Source organism: Exiguobacterium sp. s123 (assembly GCF_018617075.1).
GTDB lineage: Bacteria > Bacillota > Bacilli > Exiguobacteriales > Exiguobacteriaceae > Exiguobacterium > Exiguobacterium profundum.
This window is the reverse complement of the sequence record NZ_JACSJL010000009.1, coordinates 1-18733: the sequence shown is the minus strand read 5'-3', so window position 1 is coordinate 18733 and position 18733 is coordinate 1. Positions and strand designations below refer to the sequence as shown.

At 44.3% G+C, this 18733-nt stretch carries 17 protein-coding genes and 2 pseudogenes; 13 read left to right on the top strand and 6 right to left on the bottom strand.

Annotation, left to right across the window (positions count from 1 at the left end):
• The first annotated feature begins 477 nt into the window (after nucleotides 1-477).
• The 6 genes from KNO72_RS13570 (at nucleotide 478) to KNO72_RS13545 (ending at nucleotide 4546) form a co-directional block, all read left to right on the top strand.
• Nucleotides 478-1260, top strand: a complete 783-nt coding sequence (locus KNO72_RS13570; RefSeq protein WP_214758471.1) for a ParA family protein — start codon at nucleotides 478-480, stop codon at nucleotides 1258-1260.
• Entirely contained in the window at nucleotides 1257-1946 is a 690-nt protein-coding gene (locus tag KNO72_RS13565; protein WP_214758469.1) for a hypothetical protein, read from the top strand. Before KNO72_RS13570 ends, KNO72_RS13565 begins: the two co-directional genes overlap by 4 nt.
• Nucleotides 1943-2719 carry a ParA family protein gene (locus KNO72_RS13560; protein WP_214758468.1) on the top strand — a complete coding sequence of 259 codons (777 nt, stop codon included), beginning with the start codon at nucleotides 1943-1945 and terminating at the stop codon, nucleotides 2717-2719. Before KNO72_RS13565 ends, KNO72_RS13560 begins: the two co-directional genes overlap by 4 nt.
• Nucleotides 2716-3519 carry a hypothetical protein gene (locus KNO72_RS13555; RefSeq protein WP_214758466.1) on the top strand — a complete coding sequence of 268 codons (804 nt, stop codon included), beginning with the start codon at nucleotides 2716-2718 and terminating at the stop codon, nucleotides 3517-3519. The genes KNO72_RS13560 and KNO72_RS13555 overlap by 4 nt, the downstream gene beginning before the upstream one ends.
• A gap of 86 nt (nucleotides 3520-3605) precedes the next feature.
• Nucleotides 3606-4163: a DUF6036 family nucleotidyltransferase gene (locus tag KNO72_RS13550; RefSeq protein WP_114167414.1), complete on the top strand. Its 558-nt coding sequence runs from the start codon at nucleotides 3606-3608 to the stop codon at nucleotides 4161-4163.
• Nucleotides 4164-4195: 32 nt separating this feature from the next.
• On the top strand, nucleotides 4196-4546 hold the full coding sequence (locus tag KNO72_RS13545; protein ID WP_214758464.1) for a hypothetical protein: 351 nt from the start codon (nucleotides 4196-4198) through the stop codon (nucleotides 4544-4546).
• 187 nt (nucleotides 4547-4733) lie between these two features.
• On the opposite strand, the gene KNO72_RS13540 is transcribed toward KNO72_RS13545, so the two are convergent.
• Entirely contained in the window at nucleotides 4734-5480 is a 747-nt protein-coding gene (locus KNO72_RS13540) for a coiled-coil domain-containing protein (protein ID WP_214758462.1), read from the bottom strand.
• 301 nt (nucleotides 5481-5781) lie between these two features.
• Between KNO72_RS13540 and KNO72_RS13535 the strand changes: the two genes are divergently transcribed.
• Both KNO72_RS13535 and ltrA read left to right on the top strand, forming a co-directional pair.
• The gene (locus KNO72_RS13535) at nucleotides 5782-6036 is read left to right on the top strand and encodes a hypothetical protein (RefSeq protein WP_214758460.1); all 255 of its coding nucleotides are present in this window, start codon (nucleotides 5782-5784) and stop codon (nucleotides 6034-6036) included.
• A 504-nt stretch (nucleotides 6037-6540) separates the two neighbouring features.
• Nucleotides 6541-7804, top strand: a pseudogene (gene ltrA / locus KNO72_RS13530) (group II intron reverse transcriptase/maturase).
• A 455-nt stretch (nucleotides 7805-8259) separates the two neighbouring features.
• Here the strand turns inward: ltrA and gndA are convergent.
• Genes gndA through zwf form a run of 3 tightly spaced genes read right to left on the bottom strand, consistent with a single transcriptional unit; the run spans nucleotide 8260 to nucleotide 12591 of the window.
• Nucleotides 8260-9672, bottom strand: coding sequence for an NADP-dependent phosphogluconate dehydrogenase (gene gndA / locus KNO72_RS13525; protein ID WP_214754979.1), 1413 nt, complete (start codon nucleotides 9670-9672; stop codon nucleotides 8260-8262).
• A complete protein-coding gene (locus KNO72_RS13520; RefSeq protein WP_214758458.1) occupies nucleotides 9669-11042 on the bottom strand; it encodes a glucose-6-phosphate isomerase in 1374 nt (457 codons plus the stop codon). The genes gndA and KNO72_RS13520 overlap by 4 nt, the downstream gene beginning before the upstream one ends.
• Before the next feature lie 31 nt (nucleotides 11043-11073).
• The gene (zwf, locus tag KNO72_RS13515; RefSeq protein ID WP_214758456.1) at nucleotides 11074-12591 is read right to left on the bottom strand and encodes a glucose-6-phosphate dehydrogenase; all 1518 of its coding nucleotides are present in this window, start codon (nucleotides 12589-12591) and stop codon (nucleotides 11074-11076) included.
• Nucleotides 12592-13203: 612 nt separating this feature from the next.
• On the opposite strand from zwf, the gene hxlA reads away from it, so the two are divergent.
• The 4 genes from hxlA (at nucleotide 13204) to KNO72_RS13495 (ending at nucleotide 16101) form a co-directional block, all read left to right on the top strand.
• Nucleotides 13204-13845, top strand: a complete 642-nt coding sequence (gene hxlA, locus KNO72_RS13510; RefSeq protein ID WP_101190293.1) for a 3-hexulose-6-phosphate synthase — start codon at nucleotides 13204-13206, stop codon at nucleotides 13843-13845.
• 1 nt (nucleotide 13846) lies between these two features.
• The gene (hxlB, locus tag KNO72_RS13505; RefSeq protein WP_101190294.1) at nucleotides 13847-14401 is read left to right on the top strand and encodes a 6-phospho-3-hexuloisomerase; all 555 of its coding nucleotides are present in this window, start codon (nucleotides 13847-13849) and stop codon (nucleotides 14399-14401) included.
• A 170-nt stretch (nucleotides 14402-14571) separates the two neighbouring features.
• Nucleotides 14572-15189, top strand: coding sequence for a cyclase family protein (locus KNO72_RS13500; protein WP_101801553.1), 618 nt, complete (start codon nucleotides 14572-14574; stop codon nucleotides 15187-15189).
• Between the two features lie 60 nt (nucleotides 15190-15249).
• Complete coding sequence (locus KNO72_RS13495; protein WP_101190296.1) at nucleotides 15250-16101, top strand: Cof-type HAD-IIB family hydrolase; 852 nt, start codon at nucleotides 15250-15252, stop codon at nucleotides 16099-16101.
• 15 nt (nucleotides 16102-16116) lie between these two features.
• Here KNO72_RS13495 and KNO72_RS13490 read toward each other — a convergent pair.
• Nucleotides 16117-17103: pseudogene (locus KNO72_RS13490) on the bottom strand (Gfo/Idh/MocA family protein).
• A 194-nt stretch (nucleotides 17104-17297) separates the two neighbouring features.
• Between KNO72_RS13490 and KNO72_RS13485 the strand changes: the two are divergent.
• Nucleotides 17298-17651: a winged helix-turn-helix transcriptional regulator gene (locus KNO72_RS13485; RefSeq protein WP_101190298.1), complete on the top strand. Its 354-nt coding sequence runs from the start codon at nucleotides 17298-17300 to the stop codon at nucleotides 17649-17651.
• Nucleotides 17652-17817: 166 nt separating this feature from the next.
• On the opposite strand, the gene KNO72_RS13480 is transcribed toward KNO72_RS13485, so the two are convergent.
• On the bottom strand, nucleotides 17818-18690 hold the full coding sequence (locus KNO72_RS13480; protein WP_214758454.1) for an IS30 family transposase: 873 nt from the start codon (nucleotides 18688-18690) through the stop codon (nucleotides 17818-17820).
• Nucleotides 18691-18733: the final 43 nt, after the last annotated feature.

Here is an 18733-nt window from a genome sequence, read left to right as displayed (position 1 = left end):
AAATGAACTTTTGTGAACGAAACGATGGCCCTTTTGAAATATCTCTTTTCACTTAAATCGTCAGAAGGATTGGTATGACTGGATTGAGAGATCCTCTTCTTTTTCTAATTCTATTAATCTTTATTTAACTCTCTCTAATCTATTTATATTTTTTTAACTCAGAAGAATATGGTTTTATCTCTTCTTCTATTATTTAAATCATATCTAGATGTGCCAAGTATTTCTTCTATAGAAAAGATCTACAAATATGAATGACGTTCACAACAGGAACTTTGTATAAATACATAGTCCAAAAATGTCTCTGTATACAATTCGACGTCGAAACGTATACAGAAAATATTCAGATGCAAAAATCGTATACAAACCAAAATTATTATTGTATACATTTTTGTATTGAATTTATCAGTGTCTTTTCTGTTTTTGTATTGAATGCAAAGAGTGAATGTGAAATGATATGAAAGAGAAAGGGGAGAGAAGATGAACATACTCACGTTTTACATATCGAAAGGTGGGTCAGGCAAGACGACCTGTTCTTTGAATATGGCTTACGCATTGGGTGAGCTGGGACAACGAGTCCTCATCATTGATTTGGATCCCCAAGGCTCGCTCAGCAAGCTGATGTTAAAAGAATCCGACACGATCAAATACATGACGATGTTTGACGTACATACACGTAATCTTGATATCAGAGAAGTCCTGTTTGATGATGAAACGTATCATGTGAGTCTTCTCCCTTCGAATGAACGAAATGCCCGGTTGATCAACCTAATCTCCGAGCAAGACAAGCTCTTTCTATTAAAGGACATGATTGCACCGCTAGAAGAGGAGTTTGATTGGATCATCTTAGATTCAGTCCCATCGATCAACGAACTTTCGAAAGTCGTGCTTTCGACATCAAATATGACGGTCATCCCGTTCATGCCGAAGAAGCTCGTTTTCGACCAACTTGCGAGTACGGTTCGAACCGTTCAAAAAGTGAAAAAGTTCTACAACCCAGACCTCGTCATCACAGGTATTCTTCCTGTCGCGATGGATGCATCTTTAAAGGCAGACAAGGAGTACTATGAAGCAATGGCAACCATCGCGAAGGAAGAGGGGTTAAACATTCTTCCGATGATCAAGCGCTCCACATTCATCGAGAAAGCTGCCGATAGTGGAAAGAGTGTCATCCAGTACCGCTCCAAGGAATCGAAGGTACTTGCTGAACCGTTTCGACTATTGGCTAAGCAAGTCGTTGAACAGGCAGGTGAAACATCATGAAAGCACGGAATCGTAACATTCATAAAATCAAGCCGAGTGAGCAGCACCCGTATCAAAGTGGTTTGACGAATATCAGCGCGCTCGTCCAAAAACTTCCGGTCTCTAAAGAAGTCGAGGACCTTGTTCATGAAATCAATGAGCTTTCAAAAGTTCAAACGATTTCTGTATTTGAGATCGGGAAGCGGCTCGTCATCGCTCGTTCTGAGATGCATGACAAAAAAGAATGGATGGGGTTCCTCGAAGCCGTGTCCATGTCGAGTTCTCTTGCCTCTCGGTACGTCAAAGCCTATGAGACGTTACATCCACTCGAATCATCACTTGCGAGCTTACCGGCTTCCAAACTGTTTGAACTGATGTATCTCGACAACGTCGAAGAGGTAGTCGAACAGGGACTCTATATTGATGGAGAGTCACGAAGCGTCGACGAGTTGACGGTCAAACAAATCCGTGAGGCCCGTAAGACCCGTGAGCCTGTGCAACAGGTCAAAGTCAGCCCGTTTCAAAAAACAAAGAAACCATCTGCCGTCCTTTCGGCACGAATCCCGTCCGACCTGTCCGATCAGTTCCAACAGTATGCACATGCCCAAAACCGGAGTGTGAGTGAACTGTTGACGGAAATCATCGAGCGGACCGTGAACGACAATATCATCGACGTCACAGACGAGAAGCGAGGAGACGAATCATGAAGAAAATCGCATTGTACAATCGAAAGGGCGGCGTCGGGAAATCGACGACAACCATCAACTTGGCGCATGTCTATGCACGCGACGGATTACGTGTCCTCGTCATCGACGCGGACGACCAGGCCTCTTCGACGAACGGGCTTGGTCTGACAAACGATTATGAAGGAAAAGTCTTACTCGATTGTCTACTAGAAGAGAATGACCCATTCTACACACCAATCGAACAGGTCATAGTGACATGCGAGTATGAGACGGGAACGGTCTATCTTGTCCCGACGAGACGTTCGGCCTCACCGAGTGACCTGACGAGCCAGATCGGGTATGAGTATCGCCTCAGCGAAGAACTCGCCAAGATTGATGAGCTGTTTGACATCTGTCTCATCGATTGCCCAGGATCGACTTCTGCTCTTAACCCCTATGCCCGTTGCGCACTCGTCGCACAGGATCGCATCGTGATGCCTGTACAGATGCAGAAGTTCTCAATGGACGCCGTCTACTCGGCTCCAGAAGAGCTTGAAGAGATGAAGCGATTCCGGGAAGACATCCATATCGCTGCCTTCATCCCGACGATGGTGAGTGCTCGCTCGAAAGGGGATGTCACGACAGTCGAAGAACTTGAAGAACTTGGGAAAGAAGTCGGTATTCCGGTTTTGACGACGATTCCTTATGCGGTGAAGGTTCAGACGTTGCAGCGAGAGTCTCGTCCTGTCATTGATCACAAGAGCCCGGCAACCGATGCCTATTTACAACTTGCTGAGGAGGTATTGTCGTTATGACACGCAACCGAAAGAAACATACACCGAAGATTTCTACATTCAGTGCCAACCTTCCGGTGAATCAGAATCAACAAACGACGGATAGCCGTACGGAACAAGTCGATGCCGTGAAAGAATTCTCGGCGACGACGACCGTGTCGAACCCTTATCAGGCCCTGCCGGCGACGGGGTTGTCACGTATCATCACCAAGAAGCTCCCTGAGGATATGGAGGGAATCGTTCAATATTACAACCACATCGATGCGATTCAAGCGACTAGCTTTGTCGAAAAGTGTCGTATACTTGCACACGCAAATAGTCTGTTCCGTGATCCTGAGACGAAGAAAGAGTTCAAACAAGAAGAAGGCAATTGGAAAGACTTCTTAGCCAAAATTGGCATGTCACATTCTCAAGTGAATCGATTTGTCTCATTTTGGAATACGTTTGGTCCGAACATCTTAGAGAAGACGCTCGAGCAAGATTTCAGTGCAACGAAGCTTGCTGAGTTGTTGTCGTGGCCAGAAGATCCGAAGCTCGCGCTACTCGAGAATAAGAAGTACTACACAGCTTCAGGAGACAAGACGGTGTACGAGATGACACGTGAAGAACTCCGTGAAGTGAAACGGATGTTGATCGAACGTCAGGAACAACGCGTGCTCGAAGTCGAAACTAAATCTGTGAAACCCATGCGTGTACAGATTCGCTTTGCTGATCTGACAGATCCTTTATACGTCGGATTAACGCAAGCCGCGCAAAAAGAACATGTGTCAGAAGATGAGATTATCCGGCGGGCTCTCAGTGCCTATTTAAATACGAATTAAGTTGAGAGAAGCGAAATACATCATGGCCCACTAAGATTCTTAACATACCGAATCAGAGTGGGTCATTTTCATCAGGAGGGACATACATGACTTACTCTAATCAATACAAGGACGTGGAAAGTATCATCGATACCTTGCTCGTGCTTGATACGTTTTGCGCCTCAAGAAACATCGAAGTCGAGTTTGTTGTGGTTGGCGCCTCGGGGATCCTTCTCTTCATTGAAATGATGAATAAAGATGCCGAGTATCGTCCGACGCGAGATATTGACATTCGCGTGACGGAGGGCGTTGTGACACCTGAATTAAAAGAGGCACTTCATGAATATGAAATTGAAATTGTCGAAGGGGTCATTCAGTTCCCACCCCGTGAAGACTTTAGAGAAAATGAATTCCGTCATAAGATCGAAGGTCTATTCGAGGCGATTGATGTGTATGTCCCTGACATTGAACTATTAGCATGTACCAAGATCTTCTCCTCTCGCCAAAAGGACTTAGAGGATCTCGAAAAGACGAATCTATTGGAACTTTGCGATAAAGACAAACTTCTCGAACTTGTAGAGGAATATAAAGCGAACATGACGTGGGACGATCCATTTTGTAACGTGCACGACTTGAGTCGAATTTTTCAGGAAAAGGGTATATAATAAATCAAAAGAAGAGTAGAGGAGGGTGACCGATGACGGACAGTAATCATGTACGTCTGCAAAGCGAGCTAGCGGATGAACTGAATCGTATGCAGGCAGGTGGGACAAGCTATCGCTTAGAGACGGCTCAATTGGCTCTGGCATTAAGTCGTCATGTATCGGTCCCTGAATCGCTACGTGACCGAGAAATGGCTCGCCAGTATGTTCGATCTTCACTGCTTGATTTACAGGACGACCGGGCGGAGGATGTGGCTAAAATGCTTAGTATGGCAGCACGGCGCGCCTACAACACTCCTGAAAGTACGTTCTCGGTAGATATGAAAGTGAAATTAGAAGAAAAGCGTAATCGATTCAAGAAGCGTGGATTGCGGGTGAAATCTTAATTGGACCAAGTCGAGTCATTTTTATACTCTCATGAGGTTATGATTCTACGTATAAATGGAGCTTTTTTGGTCAAATCATGGAACATGTATCAGGCGATTTCTTCAAACCGTTAAATCCTTACTTTGTAATAAATATAAGGGTACTAGATTCAGTCACTGGTTGACTCAATCTAGTACCCTTTTCGTATCATTGTTTATTTTGTTGGGTGTTCCGCTCCCGCAGGACCGCGAGCTCGACCTGTTCCTGTAACCGGTTCTCGAACGCCTCTTTTTCACGACGGAGGAGCTGTACTTCTAAGTGAAGTTTTTGGTTCTCCTCTTCGAGTTGGTCGTTTCGTCGCGTTCGTGCCTTCAAATCGTCAAGCGTGTCCATCAGGTTCTGGTTTTGACGATTGAGCTGGCTGCGCTCTAGCTCGAGCTTCTTGACGTCTTCTTCTAAATTAAAGACCAACTTCTTCTGGGCCTTTAGTTCTTCTTTGAAAGAAGCACGTTCGGTCTCGAGGGCGTCCTGAGCGTTCTGTTTCTCGGCGAATAGGAGCTCCACTTGATGTTGAAGTGGAAGTAATTCCTGTTCGTGGGCCGCGACTTGACGCTCATAGTCCTCTTTGAGCTGTTCTGACTCTATGATGATACTTTGCTCAAGGTCATGAATCGTCTTTTGATAGCGTGAACGGATCCGTTCGTGTTCCTTTGTCCGAAGCTCTAGCCGCGTGGCACGTTCATTGAAGAGGGCCAGCACCTGATTCAATGCCGCCTGGAGAGCGTCGTTCTCCTCACTGATCAATGGATCTGGAACCTGTTTATCAGCCAAGGCGATCAGTTCTTCAAATAATTGATTCGTCGACAGCTGCCGCTGTTCCGACAACCGCTGGATGTGTTCCTTTACCTCTTGTGAGACTCGAAAAGAGGTCACTTTGGTTTCATTAGACTGCACAGCATTCACCACTTTACCATTTGATAGATTTCTCATTTGAACGCATGTTGACTCGCATTCATCTCACTTCCATTTTCGCGTATTTACTACGTAAACACAAGACGAGGCATCGCTGACAAGCCTAATCCATTTCGACGTCGAAATGTATACAGTCGAATGAGTGCGGGTTGTCCGGTTTTGTATTGAAGCTGTTCTTCTCATCCATCAAAACCTATGAATCTTCTTTCAAGTCGAACTCGTAAGTATATTAAAGTGAGTACGAGCGCGCTCTCGTAATCAAAAAAGGATGGGGTGTGTCATTGTGAATAAACTTAAATTCTTCTCTACTCTATTTACCACGGTATTTATCATGTTCAGCGTATTCTTTGCTCTGACGACAGAATTAAATGTCTTTTTGGGTGGAGCGTTGGTAGGGATGAGTGTACTCATCAGTGGCCATCTGGCAGAACGATTGTTTAAGCGCTTCGAACATGAGATGGTCTCTCCTCCGACAGTCATTTTCTCATACGTGCTCCTGTTGGTCGTCGCTACCTATTTTATCGGACTATACTCATAAATGCAGAAGTAACAGTTAGCCAAGCGCAAGGGTGTCCACGGCGACGTGGAATCTGAAGGAAGCGGGCGGCAAACCTCCGGTCTGAGGAACACGAACTTCATAGAAGGCTATGTGCGATTGGGTGAGCCTGCCAAACAAGGCAAAGCCCTTTCTGCCGAAGGTCGCATGCAGTAAATGAAGCAGATAGGGGGAGGGAAAGATTGCGTTCTTACCCGGGGAGGTCTGGTTGGAGCGCCAAGTACCCTTGGTAACCTGCCCAGTGATGGGCAGCTGAACAACCAGAAGTCAGCAGAAGCCATAGTACCATCTGGTCTCGAGACGGATGGGAAGGGCTGAACAATTAAGAGAGAACAACATCTTGGCAGGCAGTTTCTGCGTTGAACACAGACAACCCGTTAGGGCTTACTTGACTGGAGGACGTGGTGAATTCCACTGGGGACATCAAGAGGGTGGAGCAGAAACTGGATAAAGAAGAACCGTTGTTCACGGAAAGAGGCATAACGAATGTTAATGGAACAGATTCTCTCACGGGAAAATTTAATACGTGCCCTGAACCGGGTGCTTCGGAATAAAGGAAGCCATGGTGTCGATGAAATGCCCGTACAAAACCTGCGAGCGCATGTCATCGAACACTGGGATACCATGAAAATGGAACTTCTGTCGGGAACCTATCAGCCACAGCTGGTCCGCAGGGTCGAAATCCCGAAACCTGACGGCGGTGTGCGACTGCTTGGCATCCCTACCGTGATGGATCGTTTCATTCAACAGGCGATTGCCCAAGTGTTGTCGTCTATCTATGACCCCACTTTCTCTGACCACAGTTACGGGTTCCGCCCAAATCGGAGTGCCCACGGGGCGGTCAAGAAAGCGAAAGGCTATATCGAAGATGGCAACCGCTGGGTAGTCGATATCGACTTGGAGAAATTCTTCGACCGGGTGAACCATGACAAGCTCATGGGGCTTCTGGCGAAGCGAATCCGAGGACAAGCACCTGCTTCAGCTCATCCACAAGTATCTGAAGACCGGCATCTTGATAAACGGAGTCGTTATGAACAGTGAGGAAGGCACTCCGCAAGGAGGTCCTCTCAGCCCGCTGCTCTCGAACATTGTCCTGGATGAACTGGACAAGGAGCTCGAAAAGCGTGGTCACTCGTTTGTCCGCTACGCCGATGACTGCAACATCTACGTGAAAACACCGAAAGCAGGCAACCGGGTCATGAAGTCGGTGACTTCATTTATAGAAGGAAAGCTGAAGTTGAAAGTGAATACCAGCAAATCAGCTGTAGACCGACCATGGAAGCGTAAATTCCTTGGCTTCAGCTTTACTTCCCATAAAGAACCGAAGGTGCGGATTGCGAAAGCGAGCCTAAACCGGATGAAAGACAAAGTTCGGGACATCACCTCACGAAGTAAACCGTATTCAATGGAAAAGCGAATTGAAAAGCTGAACCAGTACCTGACGGGTTGGTGCGGTTATTTTGCGTTGGCGGATACGCCAAGCGTATTCAAAGACCTAGAATCGTGGACTCGAAGAAGGCTCCGCATGTGCATGTGGAAAGATTGGAAGAAGCCGAGCACGAAAGTGAGAAAACTCATCGGAATGAGCCTCCCGAAAGGGAAGGCTTATGAATGGGGTAACTCGCGAAAGAGTTACTGGCGAATTTCAAATAGTCCGGTATTGCATAGAGCCCTCGGAAACTCCTACTGGAGTTCCCAAGGGCTCAAAAGTTTGATAGCACGTTATGAAACTTTGCGTCATATATCTTAATTGAACCGCCGTATACCGAACGGTACGTACGGTGGTGTGAGAGGTCGGGAGTTAATCGCTCCCTCCTACTCGATCCGAATTTACCGGTTCGCTTGCTCTTGTAAGAATGCATCGAGCGAGTGCTATCATTTTAGATCTGCGGTAGTTTATCAACTTAAAAATAATCAAAATAGCATACCCTTTAGCAGATTGGTTCTTTTAGGGATTCCGCCCCTTTTAACGGTAGAATTTTTTCATAGAGTTAAAGTTTCAAACATAAAAAGATGATTTTCCGGAAGGATCCAGATTCCAGATAATTGTTTATCGACAATTAAAATCTATTGGAGAAGGCGTCAATGAGCATGGAGGCTGCAATGTATTCAAAAAAGCCCGCTGGAAAACTTTCTTTTTCCAACAGGCCTTTCAGTCTGATTACGTGATGTTCTAACAAGCTTCTACATACTTATTGTTTCTGGTTATTTTACTTGCCACTCGGTGTGGAAGAAACCTTCTTTGTCTACACGCTGGTACGTATGGGCACCAAAGTAATCCCGCTGTGCCTGGATTAAATTGGCTGGCAATGTCTCAGAGCGATAGCTGTCATAGTAAGCCAATGCGCTAGAAAAAGCGGGCGCCGGAATTCCTTGCTGAATGGCCAGCGTCAGCACTTTTCGTAGAGAATGCTGATACTCCCCTATAATCTCCTGGAAATATGGATCAATTAATAAGTTAGGCAGTTCGGGATTGCCGTCAAATGCTTCTTTGATCTTTTGCAGGAATTGCGCCCGGATGATGCATCCTCCACGGAAGATCATGGCAACGTCCCCGTAAGGAATATTCCAGCCATACTCTTCAGATGCCGCACGCATTTGGGCAAAACCTTGGGCATACGAGCAAATCTTACTCATGTATAAGGCTTTGCGGATGGCTTCAATCATTTCTTGGGAGTCGCCTGCCTGTTTTTTCGGTTCAGGGCCTTGCAGAATTTTGCTTGCCGCGACCCGTTCTTCCTTGACCGAGGAAATAAACCTTGCGAAAACGGACTCTGTGACGATTGGAAGGGAAACACCTAAATCCAACGCGTTTTGGCTTGTCCATTTCCCAGTCCCTTTCTGTCCGGCCACATCCAAAATCTGATCAACAAGCGGCTTCCCGGTATCTTCATCCCGCTTGTTCAAAATATCGGCGGTAATTTCGACAAGGTAACTGTCAAGCTCCCCTTTGTTCCAATCCGAGAATATAGTGGACATTTCTAGGACAGAAAGGCCAAGCGCGTGTTTCATGATGAAATAGGCTTCGGATATCAATTGCATATCGCCGTATTCAATGCCATTATGAACCATTTTTACATAATGGCCAGCTCCATCAGGGCCCATATAGGCACTGCAAGGAGTGTCATCTACTTTTGCCGAAATTGCTTCCAGAATAGGTTTGACTTGTTCATATGCTTCTTTCGGTCCACCGGGCATGATGGAAGGACCGTTGCGGGCACCTTCTTCTCCGCCGGAAATTCCGGCGCCTAGAAAGTGCAAGCCTGCTTCTTGTAATTTTGCTGTTCGCCTATTCGTGTCTTCAAAAAACGAATTTCCTCCGTCTAATAGAATGTCCCCTGATTGAAGGTGGGGAAGGAGGGATTCAATGACCGAATCCGTCGTGTCTCCAGATTTCACCATCAACAAGATTTTGCGGGGGGTTTCCAATGAAAGGACAAACTCTTCAACACTGTATGCTCCCAAAATCTTTTTTCCTTGTGCTTCTTTTTCAGCTAATTCGTCGATTCGGTCTGTCCAATAATCATAGACAGATACAGAATAACCTTTACTCTCCATGTTCAGGGCTAAGTTTTTTCCCATTACCCCTAAACCGATGACTCCAATTTGCTGCTTCATTGTATTTTCACCTCATCGTTTTGTGAGTTGCCAGACGGCAACAGCCGATTTTCCAGCTTTTCTCTTTCTTTTTCAAATCCTTCTTTGCCAAGCAATGCAAACATATTGGTTTTATATGCCTCTACTCCTGGTTGGTCAAATGGATTGACACCGAGTAAAGTGCCGCTGATCGCGCAGGCTTTTTCGAAGAAATAAATCATTTCGCCAAAGGTGAATTCATTGAGTTCGTCTAGCTCAATGACCAGATTCGGCACACCTCCATCGACATGAGCAAGGGAAGTTCCAAGTGCCGCTTTTTTGTTCACTTCATCCATTGTTTTTCCTGCTAAGAAGTTCAACCCATCCATATTGGCTGGATCTTCTTGTATGACAAGGTCGAGGGAAGGTTTCTTCACTTGCAAAACTGTTTCAAAGAATAGACGGTGCCCTTCCTGCACATACTGCCCCATTGAATGTAAATCAGTGGAGAAATTGACAGAAGCGGGGAAGAGTCCTTTTTCATCTTTCCCTTCACTTTCCCCGAAAAGTTGTTTCCACCATTCTGCTGTAGAAAGCAGGCCAGGCTCGTAGCTTACAAACAGTTCAATCGATTTTCCTTTATTATAAAAAATATTCCTTACTGCAGCATATTGGTAGCTTTCGTTTGCAGCGAGTACGGGATTGTTGTATTCGTGGTAAGCAGCTTTTGCCCCCTGCATCACTTGGTCGATATTAAGCCCGGCTACAGCCATCGGAAGTAAACCGACTGGAGTCAAAACGGAGTATCGTCCTCCGATATTATCAGGAATGACAAATGTTTCGTATCCTTCTTCAACTGCAAGATTCCGAAGCGCACCTTTGCTCCGGTCGGTTGTGACATAAATTCGATTTCTAGCTTCTTCTTTTCCATACTTTTTTTCCAAAAGGGTACGGAAGATCCGGAAGGCTAAAGCGGGTTCAGTGGTTGTGCCGGACTTGGAGATCACATTGATGGAAATGTCTTTCCCTTCCAGTAGCTGAAGCAAATGTGTGATATAAGTTGGGCTAATGTTATGTCCAGCAAAATAAACTTCCGTATTCCCTTTAACTTGGTTATGGAATGTATGTGATAAGGCTTCTATTGCTGCCTTGGAGCCTAGATAAGAGCCGCCGATGCCAATCACAATCAGCGCATCTGACTGTTGCTGAATTCTTTCGGCAGCCAGTTTCACCTGGAGAAACTCTTCTTTATCATAGTTAATCGGCCAGTCGATCCACCCCAAGTAGTCAGAACCCGGTCCTGTCTGCTGGTGAAGTTGGTTATGCGCTTGTTTGACAAATTCGCTAATATTTTCAAACTCGCTATTCGTTATAAACGATAATACATTGGTGAAATCAAACGAAACGGGCATGTAATCTCTCTCCTTTTGAATGAACTATTTTTTACCACCACTTCGATTGATCCGTCAGCAATAACTCATTTGCCATTTCTGGACCTGTTGAACCGGCTGGATAAGAATATAAAGGCAATAACTCCTCTTGGTAAGCTTCTAATAGTGGTTGAATCCACTTCCATGATAGTTCCACTTCTCTCCAATCGGCAAAGAACGTTGAATCGCCGCACAGTGCATCATAGAGCAGAAGTTCATATGCTTCCGGCTGATTTTCTGAGCTGGTTGAGAAATCAATCCAAACAGGTTTGTATCCAGTGCTGGATGGATCTTTTAAATTTACGCGCAACGAAATGCTTTCATTTGGACTAATTTCAAGAATCATTAAATTTGGAGAGCTTCCTAACTGTGTATTTAAATCCATCACCTTGTTCTCGAATTCAATGACAATTTGTGTCGACTTCTGATTCATCCGTTTTCCTGTTCGTATATAAAAGGGGATTCCATTCCATGAGGGGTGTTCGATAGAAAGGCGAGCTGCAAAAAAAGTATCATTCGTTGAGGAATCATTAACCCCCGGCTCCTCTTTGTAGCCAATGACGGGGTTGCCCTGAACCTCTCCCGGACCATACTGGCCGCGGACAACGCTTTGGTATGCTTTTTCTTTCCGGATGGGTTGGAGAGAGGCAATAATGTCTGTCTTTTTCACCCGGCCCTTATTTTCCATGAAGTTATCCGAAAGATAGACAGCTGTCATTGTGACCAACTGAAGAAGGTGGTTTTGAACCATATCCCGGATGGCTCCTGCCTTATCATAATAATCAGCCCGGTTTTCTACACCTACAGTCTCACTTGCTGTAATTTGGACATTTGAAATTTGTTTATGATTCAACAAAGATTCCAAGATCGGATTCGCCAAGATCAAGGTTCTTAGTTTTTGTACCATAGGTTTCCCTAGGTAGTGATCAATTCGGTAGATCTCCTCTTCACGGAAAACGTTGCTCAAATTCTCATTTAATTTTCTGGCTGTTTTTAGGCTGTTTCCAAACGGTTTTTCAACAATGAGGCGTTTCCACCCGTTGTTTTGACTGATTCCGCTTTTACTAAGGTGGGACGTGATAATATCAATTAAGCTGGGGGCCACAGACAAGTAAAACAGCCGATTTTGAGGAATACCCAACTCGTTTTCCCTGTTTTCAATAAGTTCGCGCAGTTTGTAGTAAGACTCTTTTTCTGTCGCATCAAAGCTGCAATACCGAAATTTCTCTAAAAAAGCTGGCAAAGATGAAGCGTGAATGGACCTTCTGGAATATGCGTAAAGTGCTTTTTCCACTTTATACTGAAAGGTTTCATCCGAACAATAGTCTCTGCCGGTACTGACAACGGAGATGGTTTCAGGTAACTTCCCGTCCAGGTATAGATTGTACAGAGCAGGAAATAACTTGCGTTGTGCTAAATCTCCTGTTGCTCCGAACAAGACAAATGTCATGTTTTGCAGGGGCCGTTCTTGTTTAAATTCAAATAAATCATTTTGAAAATTAAATTCTTCAAGCAGATTCTCGGTGTGCATATGTTAAAACCTCCTACTCTTAAAATCATGTGTCTCTGGCATGACTGATAATCGCAACAGGTTTTAGTATAATGACTCAAAGTTTTTTATGTAAGTAAGCACTTTATAAACATATACTTACAAAAAGTATACTGTAGCAAGGGAAAGAGGAGGAAATTCACCAGGGATCCGGTTCTTAAAAACTTATCTGATATACAAAATATCTCTATCATGAAATATTTTTTAGAAGTTAAGGAATTTAGGATTTTTTGAGGGAGAAATAACAAAGGTTAAATCCCATTATCGAAAGTAATCTATTGCAAAAAAGTTACAATAGCTCATTCGGATAAGAAACAAGTAATTGATTTTCAAACTGGATAAGTCGTGTTGAGTGTTTAGTGAAAAGGAAAAAGTAATTGGATTATCTTAAAGCGGTCTTAATAGAACTATAAAGTTAATCAGATACATTAAGAAATAAATGCATATATATGAAATTAAACAGATTACCATTGTGATAGCCGCCGACAGTATACTTTTTGTCAGTATGTGAAATTAAAGTGCGTACTTCACAACAATGCTTGTAGGTTTTACACTAAGTCAGAATCAAAAATACGACAACAAGGAGAATGACACATGAAATTACAATTAGCTTTAGACTTAGTAAACATTCCACAAGCAATCGAAGTGGTTAAAGAAGTAGAGGCGTTTATCGACATCGTTGAAATCGGGACGCCAGTCATCAATAAAGAAGGTCTTAAAGCTGTCGCAGAAATAAAAGCAGCTTTCCCTAACCTGGAAGTTCTTGCAGATGTGAAAATTATGGACGCTGCAGCTTATGAAGTATCAAATGCTGCTGCTGCAGGAGCAGATATTGTTACGATTCTTGCTCAGGCAGAAGACTCATCCATCAAGGGCGCAGTTGAAGAAGCGAAAAAACAAGGTAAGAAAATCCTGGTGGATATGATCGCCGTAAAAGATATCAAAACACGGGCCGCAGAGCTTGATGAACTTGGCGCGGATTATATCTGTGTCCACACAGGCTACGATCTGCAAGCGGAAGGGAAAGATTCGTTCGAAGATCTTCGTACAATCAAAAGCGTCGTAAAAAATGCCAAAACTGCTATTGCAGGCGGCATCAAACTGGAGACATTGCCGGAAGTCATTAAAGCACAACCGGATTTAATCATTGTCGGCGGTGGAATTACAAGCAAAGAGAACAAGGGCGCGGAAGCGGAAAAAATTCAAAAGATGATGAAAGAAAGTGTCACGGCGTAATATGAACACGGCGGGCTATACAGACGAAATACTGGCTGAATTGAAGCGGACCACTGCTCTCATTGATGATGAGGAAGCCGAAAAGGCAGTGGACGGCATCCTGCGTGCAAAGAAAATATTTGTGGCAGGCGGGGGCCGATCCGGCTTTATGGCTAAGGCATTTGTGATGCGTATGATGCACGTAGGCCTGGATGCGTATGTGGTTGGAGAAACGGTGACACCGAACCTGGAAGTCGATGATATTTTCATTGTCGGTTCTGGTTCCGGGGAGACCCAAAGCCTCGCAGCCATGACGAAGAAAGCCAAAAGCATCGGTGCAACCATAGTGGCTGTTACTACAAACCCTGAGTCTACAATAGGCAAACTGGCGGATATTCGAATTGAAATACCGGCACAAGCAAAAGGGGAGGGCACTAGTGGCAAATCGATTCAACCGATGGGATCATTGTTTGAACAGTCGCTTCTTGTGTTTTATGACGCGGTGATTTTGAGATTCATGGATAAAAAGGGACTCAAATCCGATGTCATGTATGGCAGACATGCGAATTTAGAATAGAACAACGAATAAGCTTGAGTTTAAGATTTTTTAAGCTCAAGCTTATTTCTAATTGTTTATCAAGCTTGAACTTTTTTGCACCAAAGTATTTTCATTGGACAACTGTATAAATGGCATGCGAAGGTGAAGGTATCATTGAAGACAATATTACTAATGGAGGGTTGGATTACATGAAAATGTATGATGTAACAGGGGCGATCTATGAAGGCATGACCGTTTACAAGGACAAACCGGAAAAACAGCCGAAAATCAATCAGCAGACAAACGGCTATGTTACGGAAACGCGGCTGGATCTGGATGTGCACACCGGAACGCATATCGATGCGCCGCTTCATATGAATGTGGATGGAGAGACATTCGAATCGCTTTCGCTGGACAGTCTTGTAGGGCCTTGTCAAGTTCTCGATTTGACGGCAGTAAAGAACGGAATTTCAAAAACGGACTTAGAAGGATTCAAGCTTCAAAAAGGAGATTTTATTTTATTAAAAACGAAAAACTCGTTTGAGGAAAAGTTTAATTTTGATTTTGTCTATCTGGCAAAAGATGGAGCAAGCTATCTTGCTGAGTTAGGGATTCGCGGGGTTGGAATAGATGCGCTTGGAATTGAAAGAAGCCAAGAAGGGCATCCGACGCATAAAACCTTATTTGCAAATGACATCATCATCATAGAGGGCCTGAGATTGAAGGAAGTGGAGCAAGGACAATACTTTATGGTTGCCGCGCCTTTGAAATTAGTAGGTACGGAGGCTTCACCTGCGCGAGTATTGTTGTTTGAAGGATTAAGTTGAATTTTTCTGTTTCAATCATTTTTCCATGAAAGATAAAACATAATTGTAAGGAGAGAGCCTATGTATAAATTGGTCGCGATCGATCTCGATGGGACATTGCTCACAGACGATTTAATGATTTCACCAAATACAGTAACCGCTATTAAAAAAGCGGTGGAAGCGGGGACAATTGTTACGATTGCTACGGGCCGCATGTTTTCCTCTGCGAAACTCATTGCCCTGCAGTTGGGTATAAATGTACCGCTCATCACTTATCAAGGTGCATTGATCAAGGATGTTAATGAAAAAGAAGTAATATATGAGCGCACTGTTCCTCCCGATATTGCACAAAAGTTAATCGAAATTTCTCGTGAGAAAAAATTACATCTACAAATATACCAAGATGATATTCTCTACAGTGCCGTAGAAAATGACAAGCTGATTGCTTATTCTGAAGCAGTTAAAGTGCCCTATCGGATAGAGCCCAATCTCATCAAGCTTGCCCAAAAAGGCGTGACAAAACTACTTTTTATCGAAGAACCAATCGTCCTCGATTACTTACAAAATGAATTGCAAACCTTATTCGGCAAGTATGCTCACATCGCAAAATCAAAAAAACACTACCTTGAAATCACCCATCCCGAGGCAAACAAAGGTAGTGCCCTATTATGCTTAGCGAAAAAACTTGGTATAGACCGTTCAGAAATAATCGGTATTGGTGACAACTATAATGACATCGAACTTATTGAGACAGCCGGTCTCGGTATAGCAATGGGAAATGCCGTAAAGGAAGTGAAAGCTATGGCTGATTATACGACCTTTACGAACAATGAAGAAGGGGTGCTTCACGTATTAGAAAAGTTTATTTTAGAGCCAGTGAATACTTCCAATTATATAGAAGAAAAAAATTCTGATTCGCTTCCGACGGCCTGATCAATTGAAGACCGTTTACTTGGAATCACTTGGATAGGACAGGCCGATTTCTTGGCGGACTTTATCCATTACGCACATGGTGGTATAGGAGTTTTCAAACGAATTAACAAGTGACTCCGTTTTCTTTTGGCTGATTAAATCGATAAACTCTTTCACTTCATAATACATAGCGGGCTGAGGTTGTCCTACTGTCACTGATTCAACAGTGCCATCGTTGTAATGAATGTCCACTTTTTCGGCTGAATGTATTTTATCAATCACCATAATTCCTTTTTCCCCTTGGATTTCGCTTGGTAAAGTGGAATTTGTGATTTTTGAATAAATGATAACCGCATCTTTGTCATCATATTTCAATAGGACACTTCCTTCGTCATCTATACCGCAATCCAGGATAAGACCTGTGGCCTTTATTTCTTTTGGTTCGCCGAACAGTAAAATGAGCGGGTATAAACAGTAGGTGCCCAGATCCATCAATGAACCGTTCGCAAAATTTGGATTAAATACATTTAATACTGTTCCTTTTTTGTATGCATCATAACGCGATGAGTACTGGCAATAGCTAGCAAAGTATCTGCGGATAGGGCCGATTTTGTGCAGATTATTTTGAATGGCCTTAAAGTTTGGAAGCAACGTAGATTTCATCGCTTCCATAAGCAGCACATTATGATCTTTCGCTTCTTGAATCATTTTCGCTGTTTCTGCTGCATTGGCAGCCATCGGTTTTTCACATAATACATGTTTGGAGTTTTTAAAAAACAAGACGACTTGGTCAGCATGGAATGAGTTGGGTGTGGCAATATAAACCGCATCGATTTCATCGCTGACTGCCATTTCTTCCAAGTCAGTAAAAATTTTAGTTATTCCTTATTGACTGGCAAATTCCTCTGCTCTTTCCAACGTTCGGGAATAAACGGCTGCTAATTTAAAATTCTCAATCTCTTTTGCCGCTTCAAGCAATATTTCTGTAATCCAATTAGTACCCACTATGCCGATTCGTATCATTTTTTATCCTCTTTTCTGTTTTTATTGCATTATCGCCCACAATTGCAAAGACATTATTCCAATGCTAAAAAAATTTACTAACCATTCTATATCTAGTACAATTAGTAAGTTACATTAATTATAGTACTGACTTTTTTATCACATAGTATCGAAAAGTATACGATAGAAATATAACAAGGAAGGAAAGAAAATAGATGCCTAATTTAGGAGAGAAAGTTTTTAATTGTGAAAAAGAGCTGACACTTTCCATCATCGGAGGAAAGTGGAAAATGCTAGTGCTATGGCATTTAGGAAAAGAAGGAACTAAACGTTTTGGGGAATTAAAAAGTCTTATGCCAGGCATCACGCAACGGATGCTCGTGAATCAATTGCGTGAACTTGAAGATCATTTGATTGTCCACCGGGAAGTATACCCTGTGGTTCCGCCGAAAGTGGAGTACTCACTTACCGAACAAGGAAGAAGCCTTATTCCAATTCTTGATTCCATGTACGAATGGGGCAAAGAATACATCGAGCAAAACTTGGATCAGCAAATAGAAAACAACTAAGTTAGTAGGTATTTAAAAATAGCTGAATAAAATAAAGCGGATTTCAGTAAAATGAAATCCGCTCAGATTGTAGACAAAGTCACGTTTCAGGCGAACTGAAACGTGACTTTGTCTACAATCTGGAACACCATTCGGTCGAATGGTGTTTTTTTTATAAGACGGTTTGTCAAATTAAGCGCAACACTTCCTCGGTGAAGGCCTCGTGTGCGGTTTTCCAGTCCAGGCACTTTCTCGGTCGCCCGTTGATCTTGGCGAGCGCATCCGCGAGTTCGCCGTCACCGACCTGCGCGAAGTCCGTTCCTTTCGGGAAGAACTCGCGGAGGAGACCGTTGGCGTTCTCGTTGCTCCCTCGTTGCCAGGACGCGTACGGGTCGGCGAAATAGAGTGGCACGCCGAGCGACGTCCGAATACGCTCGTGACAGCTGAACTCTTTGCCTCGGTCCGTCGTCGCCGTCCTGAACGCGGCCACGGGGAGGGCGATGTAGAACCGGCTCTTCCGCTCGACGAACGTCGCGACGCATGCCTTCGACTTCCCACGTCCGGAGACCACGGTGTCGAGCTCCCAGTGCCCGAATGTCTTGCGTGCACGCACCTCTCTCGGGCGCTTGGCGATGGACAATCCGACATTGAATCGCCCCCGCGTCTCGACCGGCTTTTGACGCTTGCCCTTCTGGCGGAGCACGGATGTCGGCACGTCAATCCGTCCCAAGTAAATCCAGCGATAGATGGTCGAGAAGGCGATTTCCTCGTCGAAGAGACGACCGGCGATCTGTTCCGGCGACCAGGTCGCCCACAGTTTCTCGGTGATCGTCCGGCGAGTCGCCTCGTCGAGCTTCGTCTTGGCGCCGCAGTTTGCCTTCTTCTTCACGTAGCGCTGCTGGGCACGTCCCGATTCGTAGCCGGGGTTCCGTCTGACCTCCCGCGAGACGGTCGAGGGATGACGCCCGAGCCGTCTCACGATGGACCGGATGGACATCCCGAGCTCCAGATAGGTCTCTATTTTCACGCGTTCCGTTGTGGTAAGATGGGTGTAGCTCATGAGATTTCCTCCGTCTGAATGTGTGTTGTGGTGACTTCATTCT

What these genes read in the sequence shown, in the direction of transcription:
- KNO72_RS13560 (WP_214758468.1), top strand. Translation starts at nt 1,943, where the DNA reads ATGAAGAAAATCGCATTGTACAATCGAAAGGGCGGCGTCGGGAAATCG.
- KNO72_RS13485 (WP_101190298.1), top strand. Translation starts at nt 17,298, where the DNA reads ATGCCTAATTTAGGAGAGAAAGTTTTTAATTGTGAAAAAGAGCTGACA.
- KNO72_RS13545 (WP_214758464.1), top strand. Translation starts at nt 4,196, where the DNA reads ATGACGGACAGTAATCATGTACGTCTGCAAAGCGAGCTAGCGGATGAA.
- KNO72_RS13555 (WP_214758466.1), top strand. Translation starts at nt 2,716, where the DNA reads ATGACACGCAACCGAAAGAAACATACACCGAAGATTTCTACATTCAGT.
- KNO72_RS13565 (WP_214758469.1), top strand. Translation starts at nt 1,257, where the DNA reads ATGAAAGCACGGAATCGTAACATTCATAAAATCAAGCCGAGTGAGCAG.
- KNO72_RS13550 (WP_114167414.1), top strand. Translation starts at nt 3,606, where the DNA reads ATGACTTACTCTAATCAATACAAGGACGTGGAAAGTATCATCGATACC.
- KNO72_RS13570 (WP_214758471.1), top strand. Translation starts at nt 478, where the DNA reads ATGAACATACTCACGTTTTACATATCGAAAGGTGGGTCAGGCAAGACG.
- hxlA (WP_101190293.1), top strand. Translation starts at nt 13,204, where the DNA reads ATGAAATTACAATTAGCTTTAGACTTAGTAAACATTCCACAAGCAATC.
- gndA (WP_214754979.1), bottom strand. Translation starts at nt 9,672, where the DNA reads ATGAAGCAGCAAATTGGAGTCATCGGTTTAGGGGTAATGGGAAAAAAC.
- zwf (WP_214758456.1), bottom strand. Translation starts at nt 12,591, where the DNA reads ATGCACACCGAGAATCTGCTTGAAGAATTTAATTTTCAAAATGATTTA.
- KNO72_RS13500 (WP_101801553.1), top strand. Translation starts at nt 14,572, where the DNA reads ATGAAAATGTATGATGTAACAGGGGCGATCTATGAAGGCATGACCGTT.
- hxlB (WP_101190294.1), top strand. Translation starts at nt 13,847, where the DNA reads ATGAACACGGCGGGCTATACAGACGAAATACTGGCTGAATTGAAGCGG.
- KNO72_RS13480 (WP_214758454.1), bottom strand. Translation starts at nt 18,690, where the DNA reads ATGAGCTACACCCATCTTACCACAACGGAACGCGTGAAAATAGAGACC.
- KNO72_RS13520 (WP_214758458.1), bottom strand. Translation starts at nt 11,042, where the DNA reads ATGCCCGTTTCGTTTGATTTCACCAATGTATTATCGTTTATAACGAAT.
- KNO72_RS13495 (WP_101190296.1), top strand. Translation starts at nt 15,250, where the DNA reads ATGTATAAATTGGTCGCGATCGATCTCGATGGGACATTGCTCACAGAC.